Below are 20460 nucleotides of genomic sequence, written 5' to 3' on the forward strand. Positions count from 1 at the left end.
CGGCCCCCTCCCGCAATCCCATCGCATCCCGCAACCCGATCTTTACGTCATAATGAAGGAAAAATGCCTTATAGAACGGACCTGCCCATGCCAGACGCATCCAAGCAGCTTGAATCTCAAAACGCCTTCGACCCCTTCGCCCACGGGTCGCTTGGTTCGCTTGCCCCAAGCTGGTGGGAGCCCGAGGCTGCGGACACCAGCGGCAACACAACCGATGAGTACGCTGACGGGCAAGGTCCCTTCGACAGCGACGACGCCCCTGTCGCACGGACCTGTTCTCCCGGATCCGAACTCGAACCTTGGCTCACGTCAGAAAAAGCCTACGAACGCTTCATCGACTGGGTTGCCGCACGTGGCATCGACCTCTGGCCGCATCAGGAGGACGCGCTGTTCGCCCTGGCTGCAGGTAGCAACGTCATCCTCGGCACGCCTACCGGTTCCGGCAAATCGCTCGTCGCGCTCGGTATGATGTTCATGGCAATGGCGAGCGGTCAGCGTGCATACTACACCGCCCCCATCAAGGCCCTCGTCAGCGAGAAGTTCTTCTACCTGGTCGATATCCTGGGCCGCGACAACGTCGGCATGATCACCGGCGATTCGCATATCAACACCGGTGCCCCCATCATCTGCTGCACTGCCGAGATCCTTGCCAACCAGGCGCTGCGCGAGGGAGAGGACACCGACGTCGGTTGCGTCGCCATGGACGAGTTCCATTTCTTCTCCGACCCCGACCGCGGCTGGGCCTGGCAGGTTCCCCTGCTCACGCTGCCCCACGCGCAATTCCTGCTCATGAGTGCGACCCTGGGCGACATGACCGCCATCGGCCAGACCCTTAACCGCACAACAGGCCGCGACCTCGAGCTCATCGCCGACGCCCCGCGACCCATCCCGCTTTCTTACGAGTACGTCAAAACCGCGCTCGAGGGCACTGTGGAGCTGGCACTTCGCCAAGGGGACTCCCCGCTCTACATCGTGCACTTCTCGCAAGACGCCGCCCTGCAGTCTGCCCGCTCGCTCGCCAGCTACGGCGTCGCCAGTAAAGAGCAGCGCGAGGCCATCAAGGAGGCGATCAAGGGCGGGCGCTTCACCACGGCGTTCGGCAAGACCTTGAAGCACCTCATCTCCAGTGGCGTCGGGCTCCATCACGCCGGCATGCTGCCGCGCTACCGCCTGCTCGTCGAAAAGCTTGCGCAGCAGGGCCTTCTGCCCGTCATCTGCGGCACCGACACCCTGGGTGTGGGCATCAACGTGCCCATCCACACCGTCCTGCTCACCGGCCTCACCAAATTCGACGGTCGCAAGCAGCGCCGCCTGCGCTCACGCGAATTCCACCAAATCGCCGGGCGCGCGGGGCGGTCGGGCTTTGACACCGAGGGCGTCGTCATCGCCGAGGCACCCGAGTTCGAGATCGAGAACCACAAAGCCGAGCTCAAGGCCATGGGCGACCCCAAGAAGATGAAGAGGCTCAAGAAGAAGAAGCCGCCGGAGGGCTTTGTCACCTGGAACGAGGCGACCTTCACGCGCCTCATCGAAAGTGAACCGGAGATGCTCAAGCCGAGGCTGCGCATCACGCACTCCGTGGTGCTCGCCGAGGTCGAGCAGGGCGGTGACGCCTGGGGCCGCGTCCTCGAGCTGATCGAGGCATCCCTGCAGACCCCGGAGGAGAAGGCGAAGCTCAAGCTCCGGGCTGCCGAGATCTTTGCCACGCTCATCGATGCGGGCGTTGTGGTGCGCGAAGCCTGCGGAACCGAGGCGGACGCCGATAACGGCATCGGGAGCGACAAGACGGTCTCGCTCACCGAGGCCCCAAAGAACATAGATGCACTCAGGGCACTCGACGCCACGGCCAATGAGGATGACGGCGCGGACGACAACGACGGTCGACCGCTCGGCGATACGAACGCCGCAACTGGTCACCCCCTCGACGGGCCGGCAGCTTATTACCTCACGGTCGACCTGCCCGAGGACTTCGCCCTCGACCAGCCGCTCTCCCCGTTTTTGCTCGCCGCGCTCGAACTGCTCGATCCCGAGAGCCCCACGTACACGCTCGACCTCATCTCGATGGTCGAGGCGACCCTCGAGGACCCCAAGCAAATCTTGCGCGCGCAGGAGCGACGTGCCCGCGACGCTGCCATGAGCGCCATGAAGGCCGAGGGCGTGGACTTCGAAGAGCGCCTGGACCGCCTCGAGGACGTCAGCTACCCCAAGCCGCTCGAGGACATGCTCGAGGTCGCGTTCGCGAAGTACTGCGCGCAGGTGCCCTGGGCGAACGACTACGAGCTCAGCCCCAAGTCCGTGCTGCGCGACATGCTCGAAACGGGCTGCGACTTCAAGAGCTACATCGCCCAGTACAAGATCGCTCGCTGCGAGGGCATTCTTCTACGCTACCTCACCGAGGCCTACCGCTCGCTCGACCGCACCGTGCCGGTCGAGCGCGGGACGGAAGAGCTCGACGATATCGTCTCGTGGCTGGGCCTCGTCGTGCGTTCGGTCGACTCCAGCCTGGTGGACGAATGGGAGAACGCCGGAGCGGCGCCCGGAGCGGCACCGCTCAAGCGAACCGACGAGGTGGTAGCCGACCGCCGCGGCATGACGCTCATGGTCCGCAACGCTTTGTTCCAGCGCGTGCGCCTCGCCGCTCTCGATAAGGCCGCCGAACTCGGAGCCCTCGACGAGGACTGGGGCTTCGGCGAGTTCCGCTGGGGCCGCGTGCTCGATGCGTTCTACGGGGCCCACGAGGACCTGCTCACCGATGCCGATGCACGATCGGCCGCGTTCCTCGAGATCGATGATTCTGACGAACTCAGCGAGCACGTCTGGCATGTGCACCAGATCTTCCACGACTCGGACGGCGACCACGACTTCGGCATCATGGCCGACGTCGATCTGGACGCCACGCAGGACGGCGATGGCATCGTTTTCAAGAATTACCGCGCAGGGTCCTTCGAAGACCTCGCCGACTGACCCGAGTAGGACGGCATACGATTGGCCGTGCACCGGACGGCACGCGTCAGCCCGGCGGCGACGGGACCCGAGCGCGGGGGGCACGGCTGCCTCCCGTCCCCGCCGGGAGGTTCACACTGTGTTAAGAAAGGTTTAACCCCTCCTTTAGCACTGTGACCGTTCCGTCACGGTAGCGTCATCATCGAGTTAGAAGTGCAGGTCACCATGGGTGTTGTACACATACCGACCATGGAGGACCGCCATGCACACCCAAAGACGCCAGCCCGCATACCGCCCCACGCGTGTCTTCGACGGACCCATCGACAGCGGGCGCTTCAGACGCGGGAACGGGCAGGGCCCGACGGCGGGCGCGGAACAGACGGCAGGCGCAAGGCGCAAGGCGAGCGGCGGGTGCTTCAGGCCCGATAGCGGATTTGATTCCGGTGACGGGCGACGCGAACGCAAGAGGCAACGAGGGCGCGGTCGGGGCAAGCTCATCCTCGTGGCAGCCCTTGCGCTCGCCGCCCTATTCGTCGCGCAGTCGCTCATCAGAGGACGCATAGAAACGCTCACGAGTCCCGTCGCCGGCAAGGGCGAACCGGCGAGCTCCACGCCCGTGGGGGGATGGCGGCAGGGCGAAGTTCCATACCTGTACCAAACCGATCCTCAATGGTCCGAGGAGCCCTACGCCGGTGGAAACATGCGCGAAAATGGCTGCGGGCCCACGTGCCTGTCCATGGCATACGTCGCGCTAACGGGAAACACGAATCTCGATCCCACCGCGATGGCTCGCCTCAGTGAGGAACAGGGGCACACCGTTGACGGCATGACCGCATGGACCCTCATGAGCGACGGAGCGGCTTCAATCGGCCTGAACTCCCGGGAAATCTCAGCATCCGCCGATGCCGTCCGCGCCGAGTTAGAGGCGGGCCACCCCGTCATCTGCAGCGTACGGCCCGGCGACTTCACGACCACGGGGCATTTCATCGTACTCGCGGGCCTCGCCGAGAACGGACAGGTTACGGTGCGAGACCCCAACAGCGAGCAGAACAGCACGCACCCCTGGGACCTCGAGCGCATTCTCGCGCAATGCGCCAACCTGTGGGCTTTCAGCCTCTAGACAGACGAGGCGGGACGCATCTGCCCACGGCCGCAGAGCGGACGCACCGGCCCCGCCGCCGAACGCGCGACACTTTGGACACGGTGCGATTTCAGCTCCACAGCCACGTCGTTGTGAGTTTACGATCACTCAACCAGAACCATGATGAGCGCACCCCCAAAGAGGATGGCGACGATCACGATGAGGCCGTAGACGGTTTCGCGCAAAACGCCCCATCGCGCCAAGGCGGGACACCTCTCGCGGATCCTGCGGCGATCGAGCATCAGGTAGGACCCGATGATCAATATGGGATCGATGCAGACGATGTTCTGAACGAACAGGAGCCCCACAGACTTCCCCGCATCCTGCGGCAAAGGGTTGAAGATCGTGTCGACGCTCATCCACAGCATCGCGGCGAGCATCAGCAGGACCCAGACGTTCCAGGCCCGCCCCATCCACGTGGGAACACGGACCGATTGCCTCCGGCTATTTGCAGACTCTCGCAAGACCCTCGTGGACTCTCGCAAGGCGGGAGCTGCGCCGGCCCCTCGCTTTGACACGCCGGCGGGCACACGCCCGGCCGCGGCGGTGACCGCTGCGCCGAAATCCGCAACCGAGCCATACCGGGCAGCGGGATCGAACGCGCACGCAGTTCCTATGGCCTGCGCCCATGCGCCTCCGATGCCCCTTTGGGTGCATTCCTCGGCCCCGCAGATATTCGGGGGCTGCTCACCCGTCAGACAGAAATAGAGGATCTTGCCGAGCGCGTAGACATCGGTGCGTTCGTCGGTCTGCCCGAACCCGAACTGCTCGGGCGGGGCGTAGCATCGCGTGAGGAAATGCGTGGTGTCGGTCGACGCATCGGGATTCCACGTGCGCGCACTCCCGAAGTCGATGATGACCGCCTCGCCGCCGCGCATAATCACATTCGTCGGCTTGAGGTCTCGATGGATGATCGGGCGGTCGAACGCCGTGTGCAGCTCCGTCACCGACCGGCACAAAGTGGGCAGCACCGAGGTGGCGAGCACCTCGCCCGCACCGAGAGCCCGCTCCAACTCTTCGACCGTACAGCCGTCGACGTGCTCCATCACGACGGTCATCGTGCCGCCGTTACGCGAGCACTCTATCAGTTTTGGGACGCAGGCGAGGCTCATTCCCTGCTCCTGGGCGCGCCACAGCTCCTCATACGCCCCGCCGACGCCTGAAGAGGCGTCGATGGTTTTGCGGATGTACCTGCCGGCCCTGCCAGCACCCGGACATCCGCGGACCAACTCGGTCGTCTCAAAGTCGGACTGTTTGATCACCCGCTCGACATGCCACGTCGTGGCCTCGGACGCGCGGGACAGGAACACCTCGAGCTCGTGGCGGAACGTGCCGTCCCCCGGGTTCGAGGCATTGAATGCGGATATGTCTTCGGAATTCCCCATGACCTGCATCATACCAGCGCACGGAGACATTTAGCAGACGGTCTCCTCGCCCAGGCGATACAGTTCCTCGTTCACCTTCTGGAGGCTGCACCCCTGGCCGATGCAAAAGATGATGATTGCATCGCGGCGGAATTTGGGGTTGAGGGAGCTCGTCCCGGCGGCTCTGAGCGCCCGGTTCGTCTCGCGCAGGGTGAGTGCCATGGCGAAGGCAATCTGCAGGACCTTGTCGCGCGAGGGGTTGCGGGCACCCGTGAAGATCTGGTAGCCGAACGTCTCGTTGAGGTCTGCCATGCGCACCACGCGCGAGCGCTTGAGGTGCTTTTTCTCGAGCATGTGCCCCAAGAATCCCGCCAGCGTCTCAGCAGGGAATTCGCGCCCGTCGACGAACGCGTCGAGGCTCGGCGCATCCAACAGCTCCTGCAGCACTTCTTCAGTTAACCGCTCCGTCATGACCGGCCTCCACTTTCTCCATTCCCATTGTAATCACGTTCTACGCAAAGGGGCGCATGCCCGATGCGCCCCTTTGGCCCAAATCACCGCCACGTTCCGATCGATGCGATTATGCCGGGACTTTCGCCAGGCACCTCACATGTGCCGAGGTTCCCCACACCCGCGCGAATTCCCAGCGGCACCCCGTTCAAACCGCTTAGGCTATCGCCCAAGTCGCAGCGGGCTTGTCGGCAAATGGCGAAGAATAATACAGGATGCTCGAGACATCGCCCTCGAAGTACACATAGCCGCTCACCGTGCCTCCCGCCGACAGGTCACCAAAGGAAAGCTCTTCGGTCGCCTCGGAATAATACGTATTATCGCCCTGGACGCCGTTCGCGCTCTCCCCCTTCCAGTCGTACGAGTTGAACGATAGCTTTTCATCGCTGTTGTTCGTGTAGGTGACGCGCACACCGGTCATGGCGGTGCCATCGTAATTGGTGAGGCCCGGCGTGACCTCGTCCACCGAAACCGTCATGCCGTTGGACAGCTCGACCGAAGCTCCCACGGCGAGCTTCTCATCAGCAGACGACGTAGGCTCATCATCGCTGGAATCATCGTCCTCAGAGGCATCGTCCTTTGAAGACTGCACGGCCTTCGGGCCGTTCACGGCGTCGTCGATTGCAGCGCTATACATGCTCTGGCTACCCAAAACAGCTGCAACGGAAACGATGTTCACCACAATCGCGGCGATGGCGAGGCCCTTGCCCGCGCGCTTTCCACGCAGGCAAGACACAAGCCCGGCAATGGCGAGCACGGCGCCGACGAGCGCCATGAAGAACGACACGTTGTTGATGATCGGCAGCAAGGACGTGAGGAGCGCGATGATTCCGAGCACCAACCCGGCAATGGCGATCCCGGAACGCGGCTGTTTTACCTGATTATTTTCCACGTTTTCCCTCCCATGACAGCGACCTATCCCTCAAGTCGCCTCGACACCCCCCATTATTTACACCTCTGCCGGGGATTTCATTAGCTGCGAGCTAAGGCCTCGACATGCGGAGCGAGCGGAAACGCGTTACCATGGGTGTCGGTTTATCTTCACCGCGCGTCAATGGACGTGCCCGGAAAGGTGGTTTTGCACATGAAGCTCGCAGTTCCCTCCATTGGCAAAGGCGGCTTTGACGCCCAGCGTTCCGCGCATTTTGGCCACGCCGACTGCTTCACCATCCTGAACATCGAGGACGGCAAGGTCTCCGTCGAGGGTACCATCGCCAATCCCCCTCACGAAGAGGGCGGCTGCATGCGGCCCGTGCGTATCCTCTCCGAGGCCGGTATCGACGCCATCGTGGCCGTAGGCATGGGCATGCGCCCCATGCAAGGCTTTGCCGCCGCGGGCATCACCGTCCTGCACGATGCTGAGTCCGCGACCGTGGGAGCCGCCGCCGAGCGCATCGCCACTGGGCGGCTCGACGCTATGGGGCCCGAGCACGCCTGTCACCACTAGAAGACCGAGGGTAATTCCGCCCACAGTCGTTCAGGTCTCGTGCCGTTCGCACAAACAGCGATTCAATCAGGGACGAGCGCAGCAATCTGCGATACCCGCCCCGATTCCTTTATCGATGGGAGTTTCCATGGCGAGCAACAAGCGCTCAGCGCGCGCCAAGCAACGAGCGGCATTCGAGGCCGGCCTTGAGGACGGCTTGAGCGCTGGCGGCATGGACGACCTCTTTGCTCGCGAACATGCACGCGAAGAACGAATCGACGCTGAACATGACGCAGCCCTCCGCCACAAGGCTTGCGAGTCAAAGAACCGCTACGCGAGCCGCCCCGAGGCAGAAGCGGCCCTGATTTCCTGCGAGGAACACGGGAGACGCGGGCTCTCGATATACCGCTGCCCGTATTGCAATGGCTGGCACCTCACGAGCCACGCGCGGAACTGACGGATTACCCCGCGTTGCCTGCATGGTAGACGGCGTGCTACACTCCAAATCGCCCGCCCGATGGATTCGGGCTCCATGCGAGGGCACCTCCGCGAAGAGACAAGGCGACCATGCGCTTTTAGACATCCCCATCAACCGACCCGTTGACCTCCGATAGAACAAGGAGGGGATGTCTTCATGCAGCTCGCACTCTCGCGTGTGACCTACACGCACCCCGCGGCGCAAGACCCCATTTTGAATAACGTGACCGTTGCCTTCCCGCAAGGTTGGACCGGGCTTTTGGGTGACAACGGCTGCGGCAAGTCAACGCTCGCCAAAATCGCCTGCGGCTTGATCGCCCCCGACGCCGGCACGGTATCGAACGACCTGTTCGCCGTCTATTGCCCTCAGGAGACCGACGAGGCACCTCATGCGCTCGCGGACTTCGCACTCGACTTTGACCGTGAGGCACGCGGCCTCCGCACGCAGCTGAATCTCACCGACGACATGCCATGGCGCTGGGACGAGCTCAGCTTCGGCGAGCGCAAGAAACTCCAAATCGCCTGCGCGCTGTGGCAGCGCCCCGATGTGCTCGCTGTCGACGAGCCCACCAACCACCTCGACCGCGAGGCGCGGGTGCGGCTCGAGCGCCTGCTCACCGCGTTCACCGGCATCGGCATCCTGGTGAGCCACGACCGCGAGCTGCTCGATGCGCTCGTGGAGCGCTGTGCATCGTTCGAGCCCACGGGCCCGCGCGGAGAGATGCGCATCGTCGTGCGGCCCGGTGGCTATTCCGCCGGGCACATGCAGGCGGAGCGGGAGCGCGCCACAGCGGAGGGCGAGCGCAAACGCGCCAAAGACGAACTCGCGCGACTCGCCGCCGAGCGGGAGCAGCGCTCCCAAGAGGCGGCGCGATCTGATGCCAGACGATCGAAGCGAGGGCTCGACCCCAAGGACAGGAGCACACGGGCGAAAATCGACCTCGCCATCTTTACCGGCCAAGACGGCGCTCGCGGCAAACTGCTGCGGCAAATGGACGGCCGCATTGCCGCGGCGCAAAGCAGGGCCGATGCGGCATTCGTCCCCAAACGCTACGACGGCAGCCTGTTCCTGGACGCCAAACCCAGCCCCCGCAAAACCGTGCTCCACATTCCTGCGGGCCGTATCCCGTGCGGCGAGAGCGAACTCGATCTGCCGGAGCTCTTTGTGGGAAATACGGAGCGCATCGGCATCATTGGGCCAAATGGTGCCGGAAAGACCACCCTGCTCGATCATCTTCGCGCGCTCTTGCATCTGCAGGCAGAACACCGAGATGCGCACGCCCTCACAATCCTCGACATACCCCAAGAGCCGAGTCGGGAGCAACGGTCGCAGATACTCGAAGAGGTCCGCTCCCTCTCCCCTACCGACCGCGGACATGTATTCAGCTGCGTGGCGCAGCTGAACTCAGAACCCGACCGCATCATGGAAGGCGCTGCAACCAGCCCCGGTGAGCTGCGAAAACTGATGATTGCCCGCGGCCTGCCGGACGCGCCCGCGCTCATCATCATGGACGAGCCCACCAACCACCTCGACCTGCACTCGGTTGAGGCATTGGAGCAAGCGCTCGCGCAATTCGGAGGAGCGCTGCTCCTCGTGAGCCACGACCATGCGTTCCTGCGAGCGTGCACAAGCATCACCTGGGAAATCGAAGCGGGCGCGCTGAAGGTGACGCAGCACTGAGCGTTTTGTTGCAGTAAACGGGCGACAGATCGAGTACCAATAAGATTCTCAAGAAGAAAACCGCAGTTAGCAACTTCGTGAATCCCCGCGTCTACTTAGCAATCCCTTGGTCCACTGCAACAAAACAAGAAAGGCCGACCCATGTGGGCCGGCCTTTCCCCCGTCGACGCGCGTTACGCGCGAAATCCGACGAAGTGTCAGTTCAAACTACTCGAACTCGATGGTCCCGCAGGGCTTCGGGGTGAGGTCGTACAGGACGCGGCAGATGCCGTCGACCTCAGAGGCGATGCGGTCGCCGATCTTCTTGAGGAGTGCCCAGTCGAGCTCGGGCACCTCGGCGGTCATAGCGTCGACCGTGTTGACGGCGCGGATGAACGCCGGCCACTCGTAGAGGCGCTTGTCGTCCTTCACGCCGGTAACGCGGAAGTCGGGCACGGACACGAAGTACTGCCAAACCTTGCCCTCGAGGCCGGCGGATGCGAACTCCTCGCGCAGGATCGCGTCGGCCTCACGCAGGGCCTCCAGGCGATCGCGGGTGATGGCGCCGAGGCAGCGCACGCCCAGGCCGGGACCCGGGAAGGGCTGGCGCTCGACCATGCTCTCGGGCAGGCCGAGCTCGCGACCAACCACGCGGACCTCGTCCTTGTACAGCAGGCGGACGGGCTCGCAGAGCTCGAACTGCAGGTCGTCGGGCAGGCCGCCCACGTTGTGGTGGGCCTTCACGCCGTCGGACTCGAGGATGTCGGGGTAGATGGTGCCCTGGGCGAGGAAGGAAACCTCGTCGCCCACCTTGCGGGCCTCCTCTTCGAACACGCGGATGAACTCGGCGCCGATGATCTTGCGCTTGGCCTCGGGCTCGGCCACGCCGTAGAGCAGGGACAGGAAGCGATCCGTGGCGTCAACGTAAACGAGGTTGGCGTCGAGCTGGTTGCGGAACACATCGATGACCTGCTCGGACTCGCCCTTGCGCATGAGGCCGTGGTTCACGTGCACGCAGATGAGCTGCTTGCCGATGGCCTTGATGAGCAGCGCGGCGACCACGGAGGAATCGACGCCGCCGGACAGGGCCAGGAGGGCCTTCTTATCGCCGATCTGCTCGCGGCAGGCGGCGACCTGCTCCTCGATGAAAGCCTGAGCGAGCTCAGGGGTGGTGATGCGGACCATGTCGTCGGGGCGCTTGTTCAGATCCATGGGTCTCCTTTCAAGGGCGCGCGCGATGGGCGCGATGGGACGTCTTATAGGCGGGACGTCATATATCACACAGCATTATGCCTTTTCCGCGTGATAGATGCGGGAGAATCGTGCGGTGATGATACGATTTCCACCGTAGGAACCTGTCTAAGGAGGACCGATGGTCACCCTGTCCGACGCCCGCATCGACGAGCTCATCGCCGAGGACGTGCCTTATATCGACCTGACCAGCCATATTCTGGGCGTCGACACCCAACCGGGGGAAATGGAGTACTTCACCCGCGAGGCGTGCGTGCTCGCCGGAAGCGAGGTGGCCTCCCGCATCGCAACCAAGCTTGGGTGCACCGTTGCATGCATCCTGCCCGACGGCACGGAGCTCGAGGCGGGCCAGGCCTTCATGACCCTCGGCGGGACGGCCGCCCAGCTCCATCAGGCCTGGAAGGTCTGCCTCAACGTGTTCGACCATCTCTCCGCCGTTGCGACCAAGACCCGCGCGATGGTCGACGCCGCGCACGCCGCCAACCCGTCCTGCGAGATCCTCACCACGCGCAAGAGCATGCCGGGCGTGAAGGACCTCCTCGTGGAGGCTACCATCGCCGGCGGCGCGTTCCCCCACCGCCTGGGCCTGTCCGAGACCGTCCTCGTGTTCGACCATCACCTCTCGTTCATGGGAGGGATCGACGCGTTCATTGAGCAACTGCCCCAGATCCGTTCGCGCTGCATCGAGAAGAAGCTGTTCGTCGAGGTGAACGCCGAGCAGGCGCTCGCCCTCGCATGGCACAACGCCGCCTGCACGCGCGCCTGCGCCGCCTCGCGCGGGGCCGTTGCCTGGGCCGGCGTCGATGGCATCCAGCTCGACAAGGTCGCAGTCGACGAGCTGGCCGAGCTCGTGGGCAACCTGCGCGCGCTCGACCCGCGCCTCACCATCATCGCTGCCGGGGGCGTCAACCCCGAAAACGCGGGGGAATATGCCGCCACCGGCGTGGACGGACTCGCCACCACCGCGCCCTTCACCGCCAAGCCCATCGACATGAGCGTCCGCATGCGACGCCTGGGATAGGAAACCATGACCTCTTCCTCCAAGTCCGCCGCCGAAGGCCCCTCCGCCAGCGCGAGCACCGCCGTCAACGCCAACGCGGCGCCGGTGAAGCGCTACTCGCTGTTCACCGCGATCTGCCTGATCGTGGGCATCTGTATCGGCTCCGGCATCTTCTTCAAGTCCGACAACGTCCTCATCGCCACCGGCGGCAACGTCGCGCTCGGCGTCGCCATGATGCTGCTCGCCGCCACGACCATCGTCTTCGGCGGCCTCACCCTGGCCCGCTTTGCCGCGCGCACCACCGGCCACGGAGGGCTGATCGACTACGCGGAGGAATTCCTGGGCCCGCGCCGGGCCGCGTTCATCGGCTGGAACTTCACCTTTCTGTACATGCCCGTCGTCTGCTCCGTGCTCAGCTGGGTCGTGGGCGTGTACGCGTGCATGACCTTCAACCTGCCTGGGACGTTTGCCTGGCAGATGGGCATCGGCCTGGCATTCCTGCTGGCCTGCACCGCGTGGAACATCCTGTGGCCCACCTTGAGCGGCTACTTCCAAAATCTCACCACGCTGGCCAAGGCCCTGCCGCTGGTGCTCGTGGGCGTCATAGGCCTTATGGTGAACGACCCGGTCGCCCAGCTGAGCTCCGACATCGCCGCCGCACCGGCAGCCGGCACCGCATGGATCGCCGCGGCGGCGCCCGTCGCCTTCGCCTTCGACGGCTGGAGCTCCGCAGTGAGCATCGCGCCGGAACTTAAAGATGCACGCCGCAACCTGCCCCGCGCGCTCATCGCCGCCCCCGTCATCATCCTCGCGCTTTACCTGGGATACTTCGTGGGTATCTCGTGCTTCCTCGGGCCGCAGACCGTCATCGAGGCGGGCGATGCGAGCCTCTCGCTCATGTTCGTCAAGCTCTTTGGCGAGCAGGCCGGTGCGCTGCCCAACGTCATCGCGCTCATCGCCGTGCTCGGAGGTGCCAACGGCATGGTGCTTGCCACCCTGCGCATGCCCCAGTCCCTGGCGCTCCACCACATGATGCCTTGCGAGCGCACCGTGAGCCGCATGAACGCGACGCTGCGCTTCCCGGTGGTGAGCGCCATGATCGCATTGGCCACCACGTTGTTCTGGGTTGGCGTGCATGCCGTGGTGAGCACCCTGGCGCTGCTTCCCAACGGCGATATCTCCGAGGTCGTGGTGGCAATGACCATGCTGATCCTGCCGCTGTATTACGCCGAAGCGCTCCGCGGGGCGCTGCGCGAGGACGCCCCCGCGCTCATGCGCGTACGCCGCGCTGTGGCACCCGCCATCGCGCTCGCGAGCTCACTCACCATCGGCCTGTCGAGCATCTCCGATCCAACGCGCTGGCCGTTCGTCATGGCCTTCACGGCGCTGCTCCTCGTGATGACCTTCGCGCTCACACCCAAGCGGGGCGCTTAGGCGTCCGGAAGCGCGCGCTCCTCGCGAGCCTCGGCGAAGGCTGCCTTCATGGTGGGGTTATTCCGCGTGAGCTTGCGGATGGTGAGGCCCTGGGCCTTGTCGTTCGCCAGGCGCAGGTTGTTCTCGCTCGAAATCAGATTGTTTCTTCTATCGCGATGAGCGGATGCGCCGTCGCTCGCGCTGCGACTCAATCATATGGCGTATCGCCATCACGGGATGATGGAAGAGCATGCGCGGACCCGCGTACCGCATCACCGTGCGGATGCGCTCGAGCATCTCGGGTCGGTAGCAGTGCACCGTGCAATTCGAGCAGAACGTCTTTTCTTCCATGAACGGGCAGTGCTCGCTGCGCGCGTGGGCATACGCCTCGAGCTCGGCGCATTCGGGACAGAGGTCCCGCCGCTCCCCGGAGTCCTGCTCCCGAAGGGCCGCCCCCTCCCGCATCTGCTGCATCTCGCCGCCCCGCTCTCGCAGCGGCGCCGAACGATGCGCGGAATGATTGCCCTTGCAATACAAGGCGATCATCTGGCTTACGATTTCCTGCTCGCGTTCGCGCTTGCGCTTCAGCGCATCGGCCGTCAGGCGCGCCTCGCTCTTCACCATCGTCCGCTACACCTCGTAACTATCCGTAAAATCGGGATCGACGCCCGGCGCCTCCTCGACGGCGACGCCCTCGCGGGCAGCGCGCTCCGCCTCCTCGCGGGCCTCGTCGAACTTCGCCTTCATGGTTTTGTTACCCCAGGTAAGCTTGCGGATGCTGAGCCCCTGGGCTTTGTCGTTCGCCAGACGCAGGTTGTTCTCGCTCGAGATCAGATTGTCCTTGACCTTCTGCAGGTGCTTGATGGTGGCGTCGATCTCATCGATGGCCGTCTGGAACTTGCGGCTCGCCAGGTCGTAGTTGCGGTTGAAGCCCTCCTGGAATCCCAGCAGCTTTTCCTCGAACTCTGTGACGTCGATGTTCTGTTGGCGTACGAGCTCGAGCTCCTGCTTGTAGGCGAGCGCGTTCATGGCGGCGTTACGCAGCAGCGTGATCATGGGGATGAAGAACTGCGGGCGGATCACGTACATCTTCTCGTAGCGGTAGCTCACGTCCACGATGCCCGTGTTGTACAGCTCGCTCTCCGGCTCGAGCAGAGTGACCAGCACCGCGTACTCGCAGCCCTTCTTCTTGCGGTCCGAATCGAGCTTCTTGAAGAAGTCCTCGTTCTTGTGCTTGGTGGCCGTGGTGTCGTTCTCGTTCTTCATCTCGAACATGATCGAGACGATCTCATTACCGGCCTCATCGCACTCGCGGAAGATGAAGTCACCCTTGGTGCCGTCGGAGGCGTCGTTGTCCTTCTCGAAGTAGGCACGAGGGAACGCCGTGGCGCGCAGCTGATTGAACTGGGTCTCGCAGTGCTGCTCGAGGGTCTCGCCCACCATCTTGGTGGAGAGGCGCGCCTTCATATCGCGCAGGCGCTCGATCTCCTCGTCCTTGTAGCGGATAAGGTCCTGAGCGCTCTTGCGGGCCTGCTCGATCTCGAGCGCGTGGGCGGTCTCGATCTGCCGCTTCTCCGCCTCGCGCGTCTCGTGGTCGGCGGCGCGGCCGTCCTTTTCGCGCGCGAGGTCAAAGCGAGCCGCATCCAGGTCGTGAGCGAGCTTGGCGCGCTCCTCCTCGAAGGCGGTGCGCGCCTCATTCACAGCTTGCGTCACCGCGAGATCTCGCTGGGTGGCGCCGGCGTCCAGCTGCGCCTTGAGCGAGGCGATCTGCGCATCGCGCGCGGCGACCATCTGGCGCAGCTCCTCTTTTTTGTCGGCGGCGTCCTGCTGCACGACCATGCGCTCGCGCTGGGCGGCGACCTTCACCGCAGACTCGCGCTCCTCAACGGCGGACTCGAGCTTGGCGGAGAGCTCGGCGATGCGGGCATCCGCCTCGGCACGGACACGCATGAGCTCGGCGGCGCGCTCAGCCTGCTCGCTCGCCAGCTTTGCGGAGCTCGCCGCGTTCGCCTCCTGCAGGGCCGCGGCGCCCTGCGCTCGCGCCTCCTGCAGCTCGGCGGCACTGCGGGCCTTGGCCTCCTGTAGCTCTGCCGCGCCGCGTGCGAGCGCCTCCTGCAGCTCGGCCTTCTGGGCCGCCATCGTGCGGTCGAGCTCTGCCTTGGCCTGAGAGCGGGCGAGCTCGAGCGCCTGCTCGTGCTCGCGACGCAGCGAGGCGGCGCGCTCCTCCACCTCATGGGCGAACTGATCATCTCGCACCTGACGGACAATGCCCTCGTAATCGCTCTCATCGAGATTGATGACCGTACCGCACTTGGGACACGTGACCTGGTTCATATGCCTGCTCCTCGTCTGGCCGCCACCCGAAGGCTCATCCGAGCCCATTCCATATGCTTCGAACTATACCCGCCCGTCCGGACAAAACTCGTACGCGGCACCGCGCGGAGCGAGATCGCCCGACGCGTCCACTCGGCGCGCTCATCGGACAGACGCCACCATCCTGCGGATACTCGGCAAACTCGAGGCTTCCTCCAGTATGGCGATCAGTTCGTCAGCCTGGAAGAACACACCACGACGCCTGTTTCCAATCGGCCGTAAGATCTCATATTCACATGCCCTGGACACAACGTTTTGTGCCGCGCGTGGAGTGATATCCAATTCGCTCGCGACGTACGCAACGTTGACCACCGGCTGCTCCGCCAATATGGACGGCAGCTTATAGATGCTGGAATTTTCGCGCTCGGTCATTATCTCGCGCCAGCCCTCGAACACGTCATCGAGGCTCCTCGCCACGAGCCTGCCCACCACAAGAGACAACTCAAGCGCCTCCACGAGCTGCCTGACCACGGCGATGGGATCACCTTGCTGATACGCATCGAGAGACTCCATGTAGGCATCTACGTTGTGAAGCAGGCCCGCGGACACGGGCAGTGTGACATGGGACATCACCCCGGATTTGCGCAGCATCTTGTGCAGCAACACACGGCCCGTCCGCCCGTTCCCATCAATGAACGGGTGAACCGTTTCGAACTGTGCATGCAAAACCGCGGCCTGAACGACGGGGTCGACATCATCGCGTGAGGCAAAGCGAACCATGTCGTCAAGATACTCGGGAACGCGCTCCCATGCCGGCGGCACATACTGAGCGCCGTGGGGACTGTACGGGGTCCCTCCCACCCAAACCTGCTCTTCCCGTAACTCTCCTCCAAATGTCTCACCGCTCCAATTGATCAGAGCCCGATGAATATCGAGGATTGATTCGACGGTCAGTTCGTCACGAGCGGACAGCGCCTCTCGCATCGCAGCGATGTTTCCCGCGATGAGGCGGGCGTTCTGAGGCGTCTCATCGGTCAGCTCCGCCAACGCGACGTTTCGAACACTTGAGGTGAGCCGTTCAATCTGAGAGCTTGCGGAGGATTCGCTTCTCAACAGGAGGGCGGGCAGGTCATACCCGCGCTCAGCCTGTTCGCCATCAAAACGGGCGATCGATATGAGCAGGTCGGACATGCGCGCCGAAAGAACCGAATCAAGGAAGACGTCCTTGTGCGTAATCATGTGCGGAACCGCGGCATCGTACTCGGGCAATATTCTTCTACGGGCGCTTTTGGGAAAAAACTCGAGCTCGTCTGGGTCGCGCTGCCACGCTCGCTGTTCATACGAGATTGGCTGCCATTGATTAAGCCGTCTGCCCGCTGCCACCATTTTTACTTCCTTTACATAGCTGCTAACGGAAGTGAACTGGATTTCACTTCCGTTATTGTAGCTTAAGAGAAGTGAACTATATTTCACTTCCGATAGCATATGGCTAACGGAAGTGAAACTCGATTCACTTCCGTTAGGTGCCCTCTTTTGGAAGCGAGCTGCTCGCGGCGCCGTCTTCCCTTGAGGGAAGGGCGCGACGCAGATACACCATGTCCCTGAGCTGAACTCCCGCCTCGATAATCGGATGGTCGTAGTTGTCGACGAAGAAATTGGGCAGCACATGTGAACGCGCGAAGCCGCACGTCTCGTAAAACGGCACGGTAAGCGGGCTATCCCCCGTGCCCACCTGCAGCACGCCGTGCGTGGGCGCGTACCGGGTGGCCGCAAAGTCCAGAAGGGCGCGACCCACGCCGCGGCGCTGGAACTCGGGAGCGACCGCCAGGTTCTTCACCTCGGCAATGCGCGCACCGGAGGCGTCAACGCCCTCGTCAGTCACGATCATGCAACCGAGGACGGGCGCGGGCCGGACCGAAAGCTCAGATTCGGCTCCACTCATAGGGGTGAGTCCGGAGCTCTCAGCTGAAGCGCATCCCAAATCTCCCCATCCGAACGCCGCGTACATATCGCCTCGGCGCAAATAGCGCTCGACCATATCCCACTGCTCATCGGCAAGCAGGAGCAGGTCGCGGTATCGCTCACGGTCGCGATCGACGGATGCGATGTGAAGGGACAACGTCACGAGTGAACTCCCAAAGCCATCGAAGGGTGATTGCGGCGTCATTGTAGCGTGCCTTTTCACCCTCGTCTCTGGGTCGAAAGCCACAAATCGAGTGATTTTGTAACGAATAATCGGAAGGGGCAAGTAGACGGGCAAAACCGACGGCATAACCGCTGATAAACTCCTTTACTTTTTCCCTCTATCCGGCCATGCAATTTCTTCGTTACAAAAACGCTCGATTTGCGGCAATCCGCTTTGGACACGACAACGAGAACGACCTTCACGCCATCTGGCATCCTCTGGGAAGTCTGCCAGCGGGGACCGGAGCGGCGGCGGACTGCGCACCGGGAACCGCAACGTCAGGCTGTACGCTGGGTTAACTTACCGCGAGTCGGTCACGAACACGGCGGCGCGGACCTGATGCCACGGACTGCGTTCGGGCGCGACCTGGAGCACGCGGCACTCGAAGACGTCCTCGTGACCGTAGAAGAACATGGTCGAGAGCGGCCCCACCAAATCAGCTGGGATGTAACCGAGCATGGTGCCGTGGAACTTGACGGCGATGGCGTCAGCGTCGTGCGGGTTATCGCGCTCCGGCTCGAGGTCGAGCGTGTCGCCCGCTTTGAGCTCGTTGAGGACAAGCGCACCGTCGTGGTGCTGGAATCCGGCGATATTGAACGTGAACAGATTGCGTGACGGCTCGTACATGGTGGACTCCCTTCAAGCCCTGCACCGCGCTCCGTTTACGCGGCTTTTTCTACGGCTTAAAGGTACGACCCCGTGCAGACAAAATGACGATCTACCCAACTTGACGCCGAGCAGCGCATTGATAGATCATGCAACCAGTCGAAGGAGGCATCCCATGCACACCGTCCAATACGAAATCATCAACATTCCTGCCATCGATCTGGAACGAATTAAGTTGCCAAGATTCCAGCGTAAGCTCGTGTGGCCAAGAAGCAAAAAAGAGCAGTTTATCAATACTCTTCATGAGGGACTGCCCTTCGGGTCGGTGTTGGTCTATCCCGAAAGCCAAGAGCCGGATGCCAACCTCCTCATCATAGACGGCCAGCAGAGACTATCAACCATCATCGAATTCAACCGCGACCGTCTTAAGTTTTGGAAACCACTGAACCCAGAGATTTATGGAAGTGCACTTCTCTCAATCAACAGCTCCCTTCCGGACGGTGCCCAACTCAGCGAGTCAGAATTTGATAACCTCCTTCATCAAGACAGGCGTTCTCTCGATGACTGGCTTGACGATATCGATGACAAGGCGAGCCGGAAAACCGTGCGTGCGGAATTTGGAAGAATCGAGCAGGAGCTATCCAATTATGTCGATTTCTCCAGCCTCCTCATACCCGCAATCAAGTTCATCGGTGACAAGAGCCTTATCGCAGAGGTCTTCTCTCGTCTGAATCAAGGTGGCGTTAAATTATCGAAATACCAGGTATTCAGTGCCGCTTGGATACACACGCAAATCAAACTCTCTACATCCGAACTTCAAAACGACATTTTGGAAAATGTAAAGAAGTACTACACATCCATGGGAAAGGGAGCAGCTTTTGAACTCGATGACTTTTCTGAAGATGCATTGACCGCGACTAGAATAATCACCCTCTCCGACCTCGCCATCGCTCTTGGAATGTACATGCAGGAGCACCTGAATTCACTCGCCCCTCAAACCGACAATAAGATTGCTGAACTCGGATTCGGCCTTCTGGGCGTCGCCGTCGATCTCGATAATCGAAAATTGGGAAAGCTACTCGACTACTCCGACTTTATCCAATCCAATCTCCAGATCATCCTGGAAAAGACCGAGCGCATCTGCAGCAATCTGCAAGACGTGTTTTCAAAAATGTTGAAGGTCGTCAAGGCCAACAAAAGTGACGAATACGCCCGGGCACTTTCGACCAATTTCAAAACCCTGTCTTATTTTGCCGCGCTTTGGTACCTGGATCCTGACTCACCTGAGTATCGTCACACCCTTAGGAACATTAAGGGCCATTACCTGCTCGACGCCCTTACGGGAGTCTGGAGCTCCGCCGGCGACCAGCGCCTCCTCGAGTATCAGCCAAGCTATAAAAAACGCGACTACCTTACCCCCGTTGACCAACGCGAACTCGAATCCGCTTTCGACCAATGGCTTTCATCCAACACGGCGGGAATTCGGTTCAATGGGGAGACCAAGGCGATCATCACTATTCATGCCAATTTAACCTACTTGGCGAAAACAGTTCCAAATGGAGAGAGCTTCGAGCTCGAGCACATCATTGCGAAAAAATACTTCGAAGCGGCGGACGAGAAAACTAGGCAGGCGCTATTTGGCAATTCCATAGGTAACTGCATGTTCCTGCCCAAAGGGCTCAACAACCGAAAGAAAGCCAAAACCCTTTATGAGGTCAATACCGATGAGCGCTACACAAAGCTCATCACGGAGTCTTTCTATTTCTCTGAGCAAGACTTAGAGGATGCAATCGGGGCTATTGCATCTGGCAATCGCGAGCTCGCCAACAGCATCATTAAAAGACGCGCAAAGCTTATCGCAGATGACACAGTCAGAATCCTGCTCATATAAAGCTGGGCACAACGCGCTGGCATGGCGTCAATTATTCATCCTGTTGACAATCGCCTTGCCGATTAAATGCGGTATGCCCACGATGAGGGCGTTTCCCATGCAGAACGCACGGTTGACATCAGTCATGCCGGTGTCCGTCCAGCCTCTCGGGAAGCCCTGAAGCTGATCGAGCTCATCTGGGACCAAACGGCGATACCTGCCGTCCGCCGTCGCGACAATATGTTTGCTTCGAGAAGCCGACCCCATTACAGTCTGAAATAGGCCATCGATAAATTTCGAT

At 62.1% G+C, this 20460-nt stretch carries 19 protein-coding genes; 7 read left to right on the forward strand and 12 right to left on the reverse strand.

Annotation, left to right across the window (positions count from 1 at the left end; translation table 11 throughout):
* Positions 1–87 precede the first annotated feature (87 nt).
* Together DWV48_RS07935 and DWV48_RS07940 are read left to right on the forward strand one after the other, a co-directional pair.
* A complete protein-coding gene (locus DWV48_RS07935) occupies positions 88–2964 on the forward strand; it encodes an RNA helicase (protein WP_118654280.1) in 2877 nt (958 codons plus the stop codon).
* A 241-nt stretch (positions 2965–3205) separates the two neighbouring features.
* The gene (locus tag DWV48_RS07940) at positions 3206–4063 is read left to right on the forward strand and encodes a C39 family peptidase (protein WP_118654281.1); all 858 of its coding nucleotides are present in this window, start codon (positions 3206–3208) and stop codon (positions 4061–4063) included.
* Between the two features lie 125 nt (positions 4064–4188).
* Here DWV48_RS07940 and DWV48_RS07945 read toward each other — a convergent pair whose 3' ends face one another.
* The 3 genes from DWV48_RS07945 to DWV48_RS07955 all read right to left on the reverse strand — a co-directional run bounded on the left by DWV48_RS07945 (position 4189) and on the right by DWV48_RS07955 (position 6850).
* Positions 4189–5469 carry a protein kinase gene (locus DWV48_RS07945; protein WP_233546239.1) on the reverse strand — a complete coding sequence of 427 codons (1281 nt, stop codon included), beginning with the start codon at positions 5467–5469 and terminating at the stop codon, positions 4189–4191.
* Positions 5470–5499: 30 nt separating this feature from the next.
* Complete coding sequence (locus DWV48_RS07950; protein ID WP_118654283.1) at positions 5500–5919, reverse strand: XRE family transcriptional regulator; 420 nt, start codon at positions 5917–5919, stop codon at positions 5500–5502.
* Positions 5920–6115: 196 nt separating this feature from the next.
* Complete coding sequence (locus DWV48_RS07955; protein ID WP_118654284.1) at positions 6116–6850, reverse strand: DUF4190 domain-containing protein; 735 nt, start codon at positions 6848–6850, stop codon at positions 6116–6118.
* 192 nt (positions 6851–7042) lie between these two features.
* Here DWV48_RS07955 and DWV48_RS07960 point away from each other — a divergent pair, with 192 nt between their 5' ends.
* Positions 7043–7405 carry a NifB/NifX family molybdenum-iron cluster-binding protein gene (locus DWV48_RS07960; protein ID WP_118654285.1) on the forward strand — a complete coding sequence of 121 codons (363 nt, stop codon included), beginning with the start codon at positions 7043–7045 and terminating at the stop codon, positions 7403–7405.
* Positions 7406–7550: 145 nt separating this feature from the next.
* Here the strand turns inward: DWV48_RS07960 and DWV48_RS09460 are convergent, their stop codons facing one another.
* A complete protein-coding gene (locus tag DWV48_RS09460) occupies positions 7551–7673 on the reverse strand; it encodes a hypothetical protein (RefSeq protein ID WP_255413668.1) in 123 nt (40 codons plus the stop codon).
* A 345-nt stretch (positions 7674–8018) separates the two neighbouring features.
* Between DWV48_RS09460 and DWV48_RS07970 the strand changes: the two genes are divergently transcribed.
* On the forward strand, positions 8019–9542 hold the full coding sequence (locus DWV48_RS07970) for an ATP-binding cassette domain-containing protein (protein WP_118654287.1): 1524 nt from the start codon (positions 8019–8021) through the stop codon (positions 9540–9542).
* 207 nt (positions 9543–9749) lie between these two features.
* On the opposite strand, the gene guaA is transcribed toward DWV48_RS07970, so the two are convergent.
* Positions 9750–10733 carry a glutamine-hydrolyzing GMP synthase gene (gene guaA, locus DWV48_RS07975; protein ID WP_118654288.1) on the reverse strand — a complete coding sequence of 328 codons (984 nt, stop codon included), beginning with the start codon at positions 10731–10733 and terminating at the stop codon, positions 9750–9752.
* A 160-nt stretch (positions 10734–10893) separates the two neighbouring features.
* Between guaA and modD the strand changes: the two genes are divergently transcribed.
* Both modD and DWV48_RS07985 read left to right on the forward strand, forming a co-directional pair.
* A complete protein-coding gene (gene modD / locus DWV48_RS07980) occupies positions 10894–11793 on the forward strand; it encodes a ModD protein (protein WP_118654289.1) in 900 nt (299 codons plus the stop codon).
* 6 nt (positions 11794–11799) lie between these two features.
* Positions 11800–13206: an APC family permease gene (locus DWV48_RS07985; RefSeq protein WP_118654290.1), complete on the forward strand. Its 1407-nt coding sequence runs from the start codon at positions 11800–11802 to the stop codon at positions 13204–13206.
* On the opposite strand, the gene DWV48_RS07990 is transcribed toward DWV48_RS07985, so the two are convergent.
* The 6 genes from DWV48_RS07990 to DWV48_RS08015 all read right to left on the reverse strand — a co-directional run bounded on the left by DWV48_RS07990 (position 13203) and on the right by DWV48_RS08015 (position 18310).
* On the reverse strand, positions 13203–13397 hold the full coding sequence (locus DWV48_RS07990; RefSeq protein WP_199588935.1) for a hypothetical protein: 195 nt from the start codon (positions 13395–13397) through the stop codon (positions 13203–13205). The genes DWV48_RS07985 and DWV48_RS07990 overlap by 4 nt on opposite strands.
* Complete coding sequence (locus DWV48_RS07995; protein ID WP_118654291.1) at positions 13354–13809, reverse strand: nitrous oxide-stimulated promoter family protein; 456 nt, start codon at positions 13807–13809, stop codon at positions 13354–13356. The genes DWV48_RS07990 and DWV48_RS07995 overlap by 44 nt, the downstream gene beginning before the upstream one ends.
* A 6-nt stretch (positions 13810–13815) precedes the next feature.
* Positions 13816–15519, reverse strand: a complete 1704-nt coding sequence (locus tag DWV48_RS08000; protein ID WP_118654292.1) for a DUF2130 domain-containing protein — start codon at positions 15517–15519, stop codon at positions 13816–13818.
* 141 nt (positions 15520–15660) lie between these two features.
* The gene (locus tag DWV48_RS08005; RefSeq protein ID WP_158574851.1) at positions 15661–16737 is read right to left on the reverse strand and encodes a Fic family protein; all 1077 of its coding nucleotides are present in this window, start codon (positions 16735–16737) and stop codon (positions 15661–15663) included.
* A gap of 280 nt (positions 16738–17017) precedes the next feature.
* Positions 17018–17623, reverse strand: coding sequence for an N-acetyltransferase (locus DWV48_RS08010; protein WP_233546240.1), 606 nt, complete (start codon positions 17621–17623; stop codon positions 17018–17020).
* Positions 17624–17983: 360 nt separating this feature from the next.
* Entirely contained in the window at positions 17984–18310 is a 327-nt protein-coding gene (locus tag DWV48_RS08015; protein WP_118654294.1) for an HIRAN domain-containing protein, read from the reverse strand.
* A gap of 154 nt (positions 18311–18464) precedes the next feature.
* On the opposite strand from DWV48_RS08015, the gene DWV48_RS08020 reads away from it, so the two are divergent.
* On the forward strand, positions 18465–20180 hold the full coding sequence (locus tag DWV48_RS08020; RefSeq protein WP_158574852.1) for a DUF262 domain-containing protein: 1716 nt from the start codon (positions 18465–18467) through the stop codon (positions 20178–20180).
* 27 nt (positions 20181–20207) lie between these two features.
* Here the strand turns inward: DWV48_RS08020 and DWV48_RS08025 are convergent.
* Positions 20208–20460 (reverse strand): DNA cytosine methyltransferase (locus tag DWV48_RS08025; RefSeq protein WP_199588937.1); only part of this gene is annotated, 253 nt, incomplete at its 5' end.

Source organism: Collinsella sp. AF08-23 (assembly GCF_003479805.1).
Taxonomy (GTDB): domain Bacteria; phylum Actinomycetota; class Coriobacteriia; order Coriobacteriales; family Coriobacteriaceae; genus Collinsella.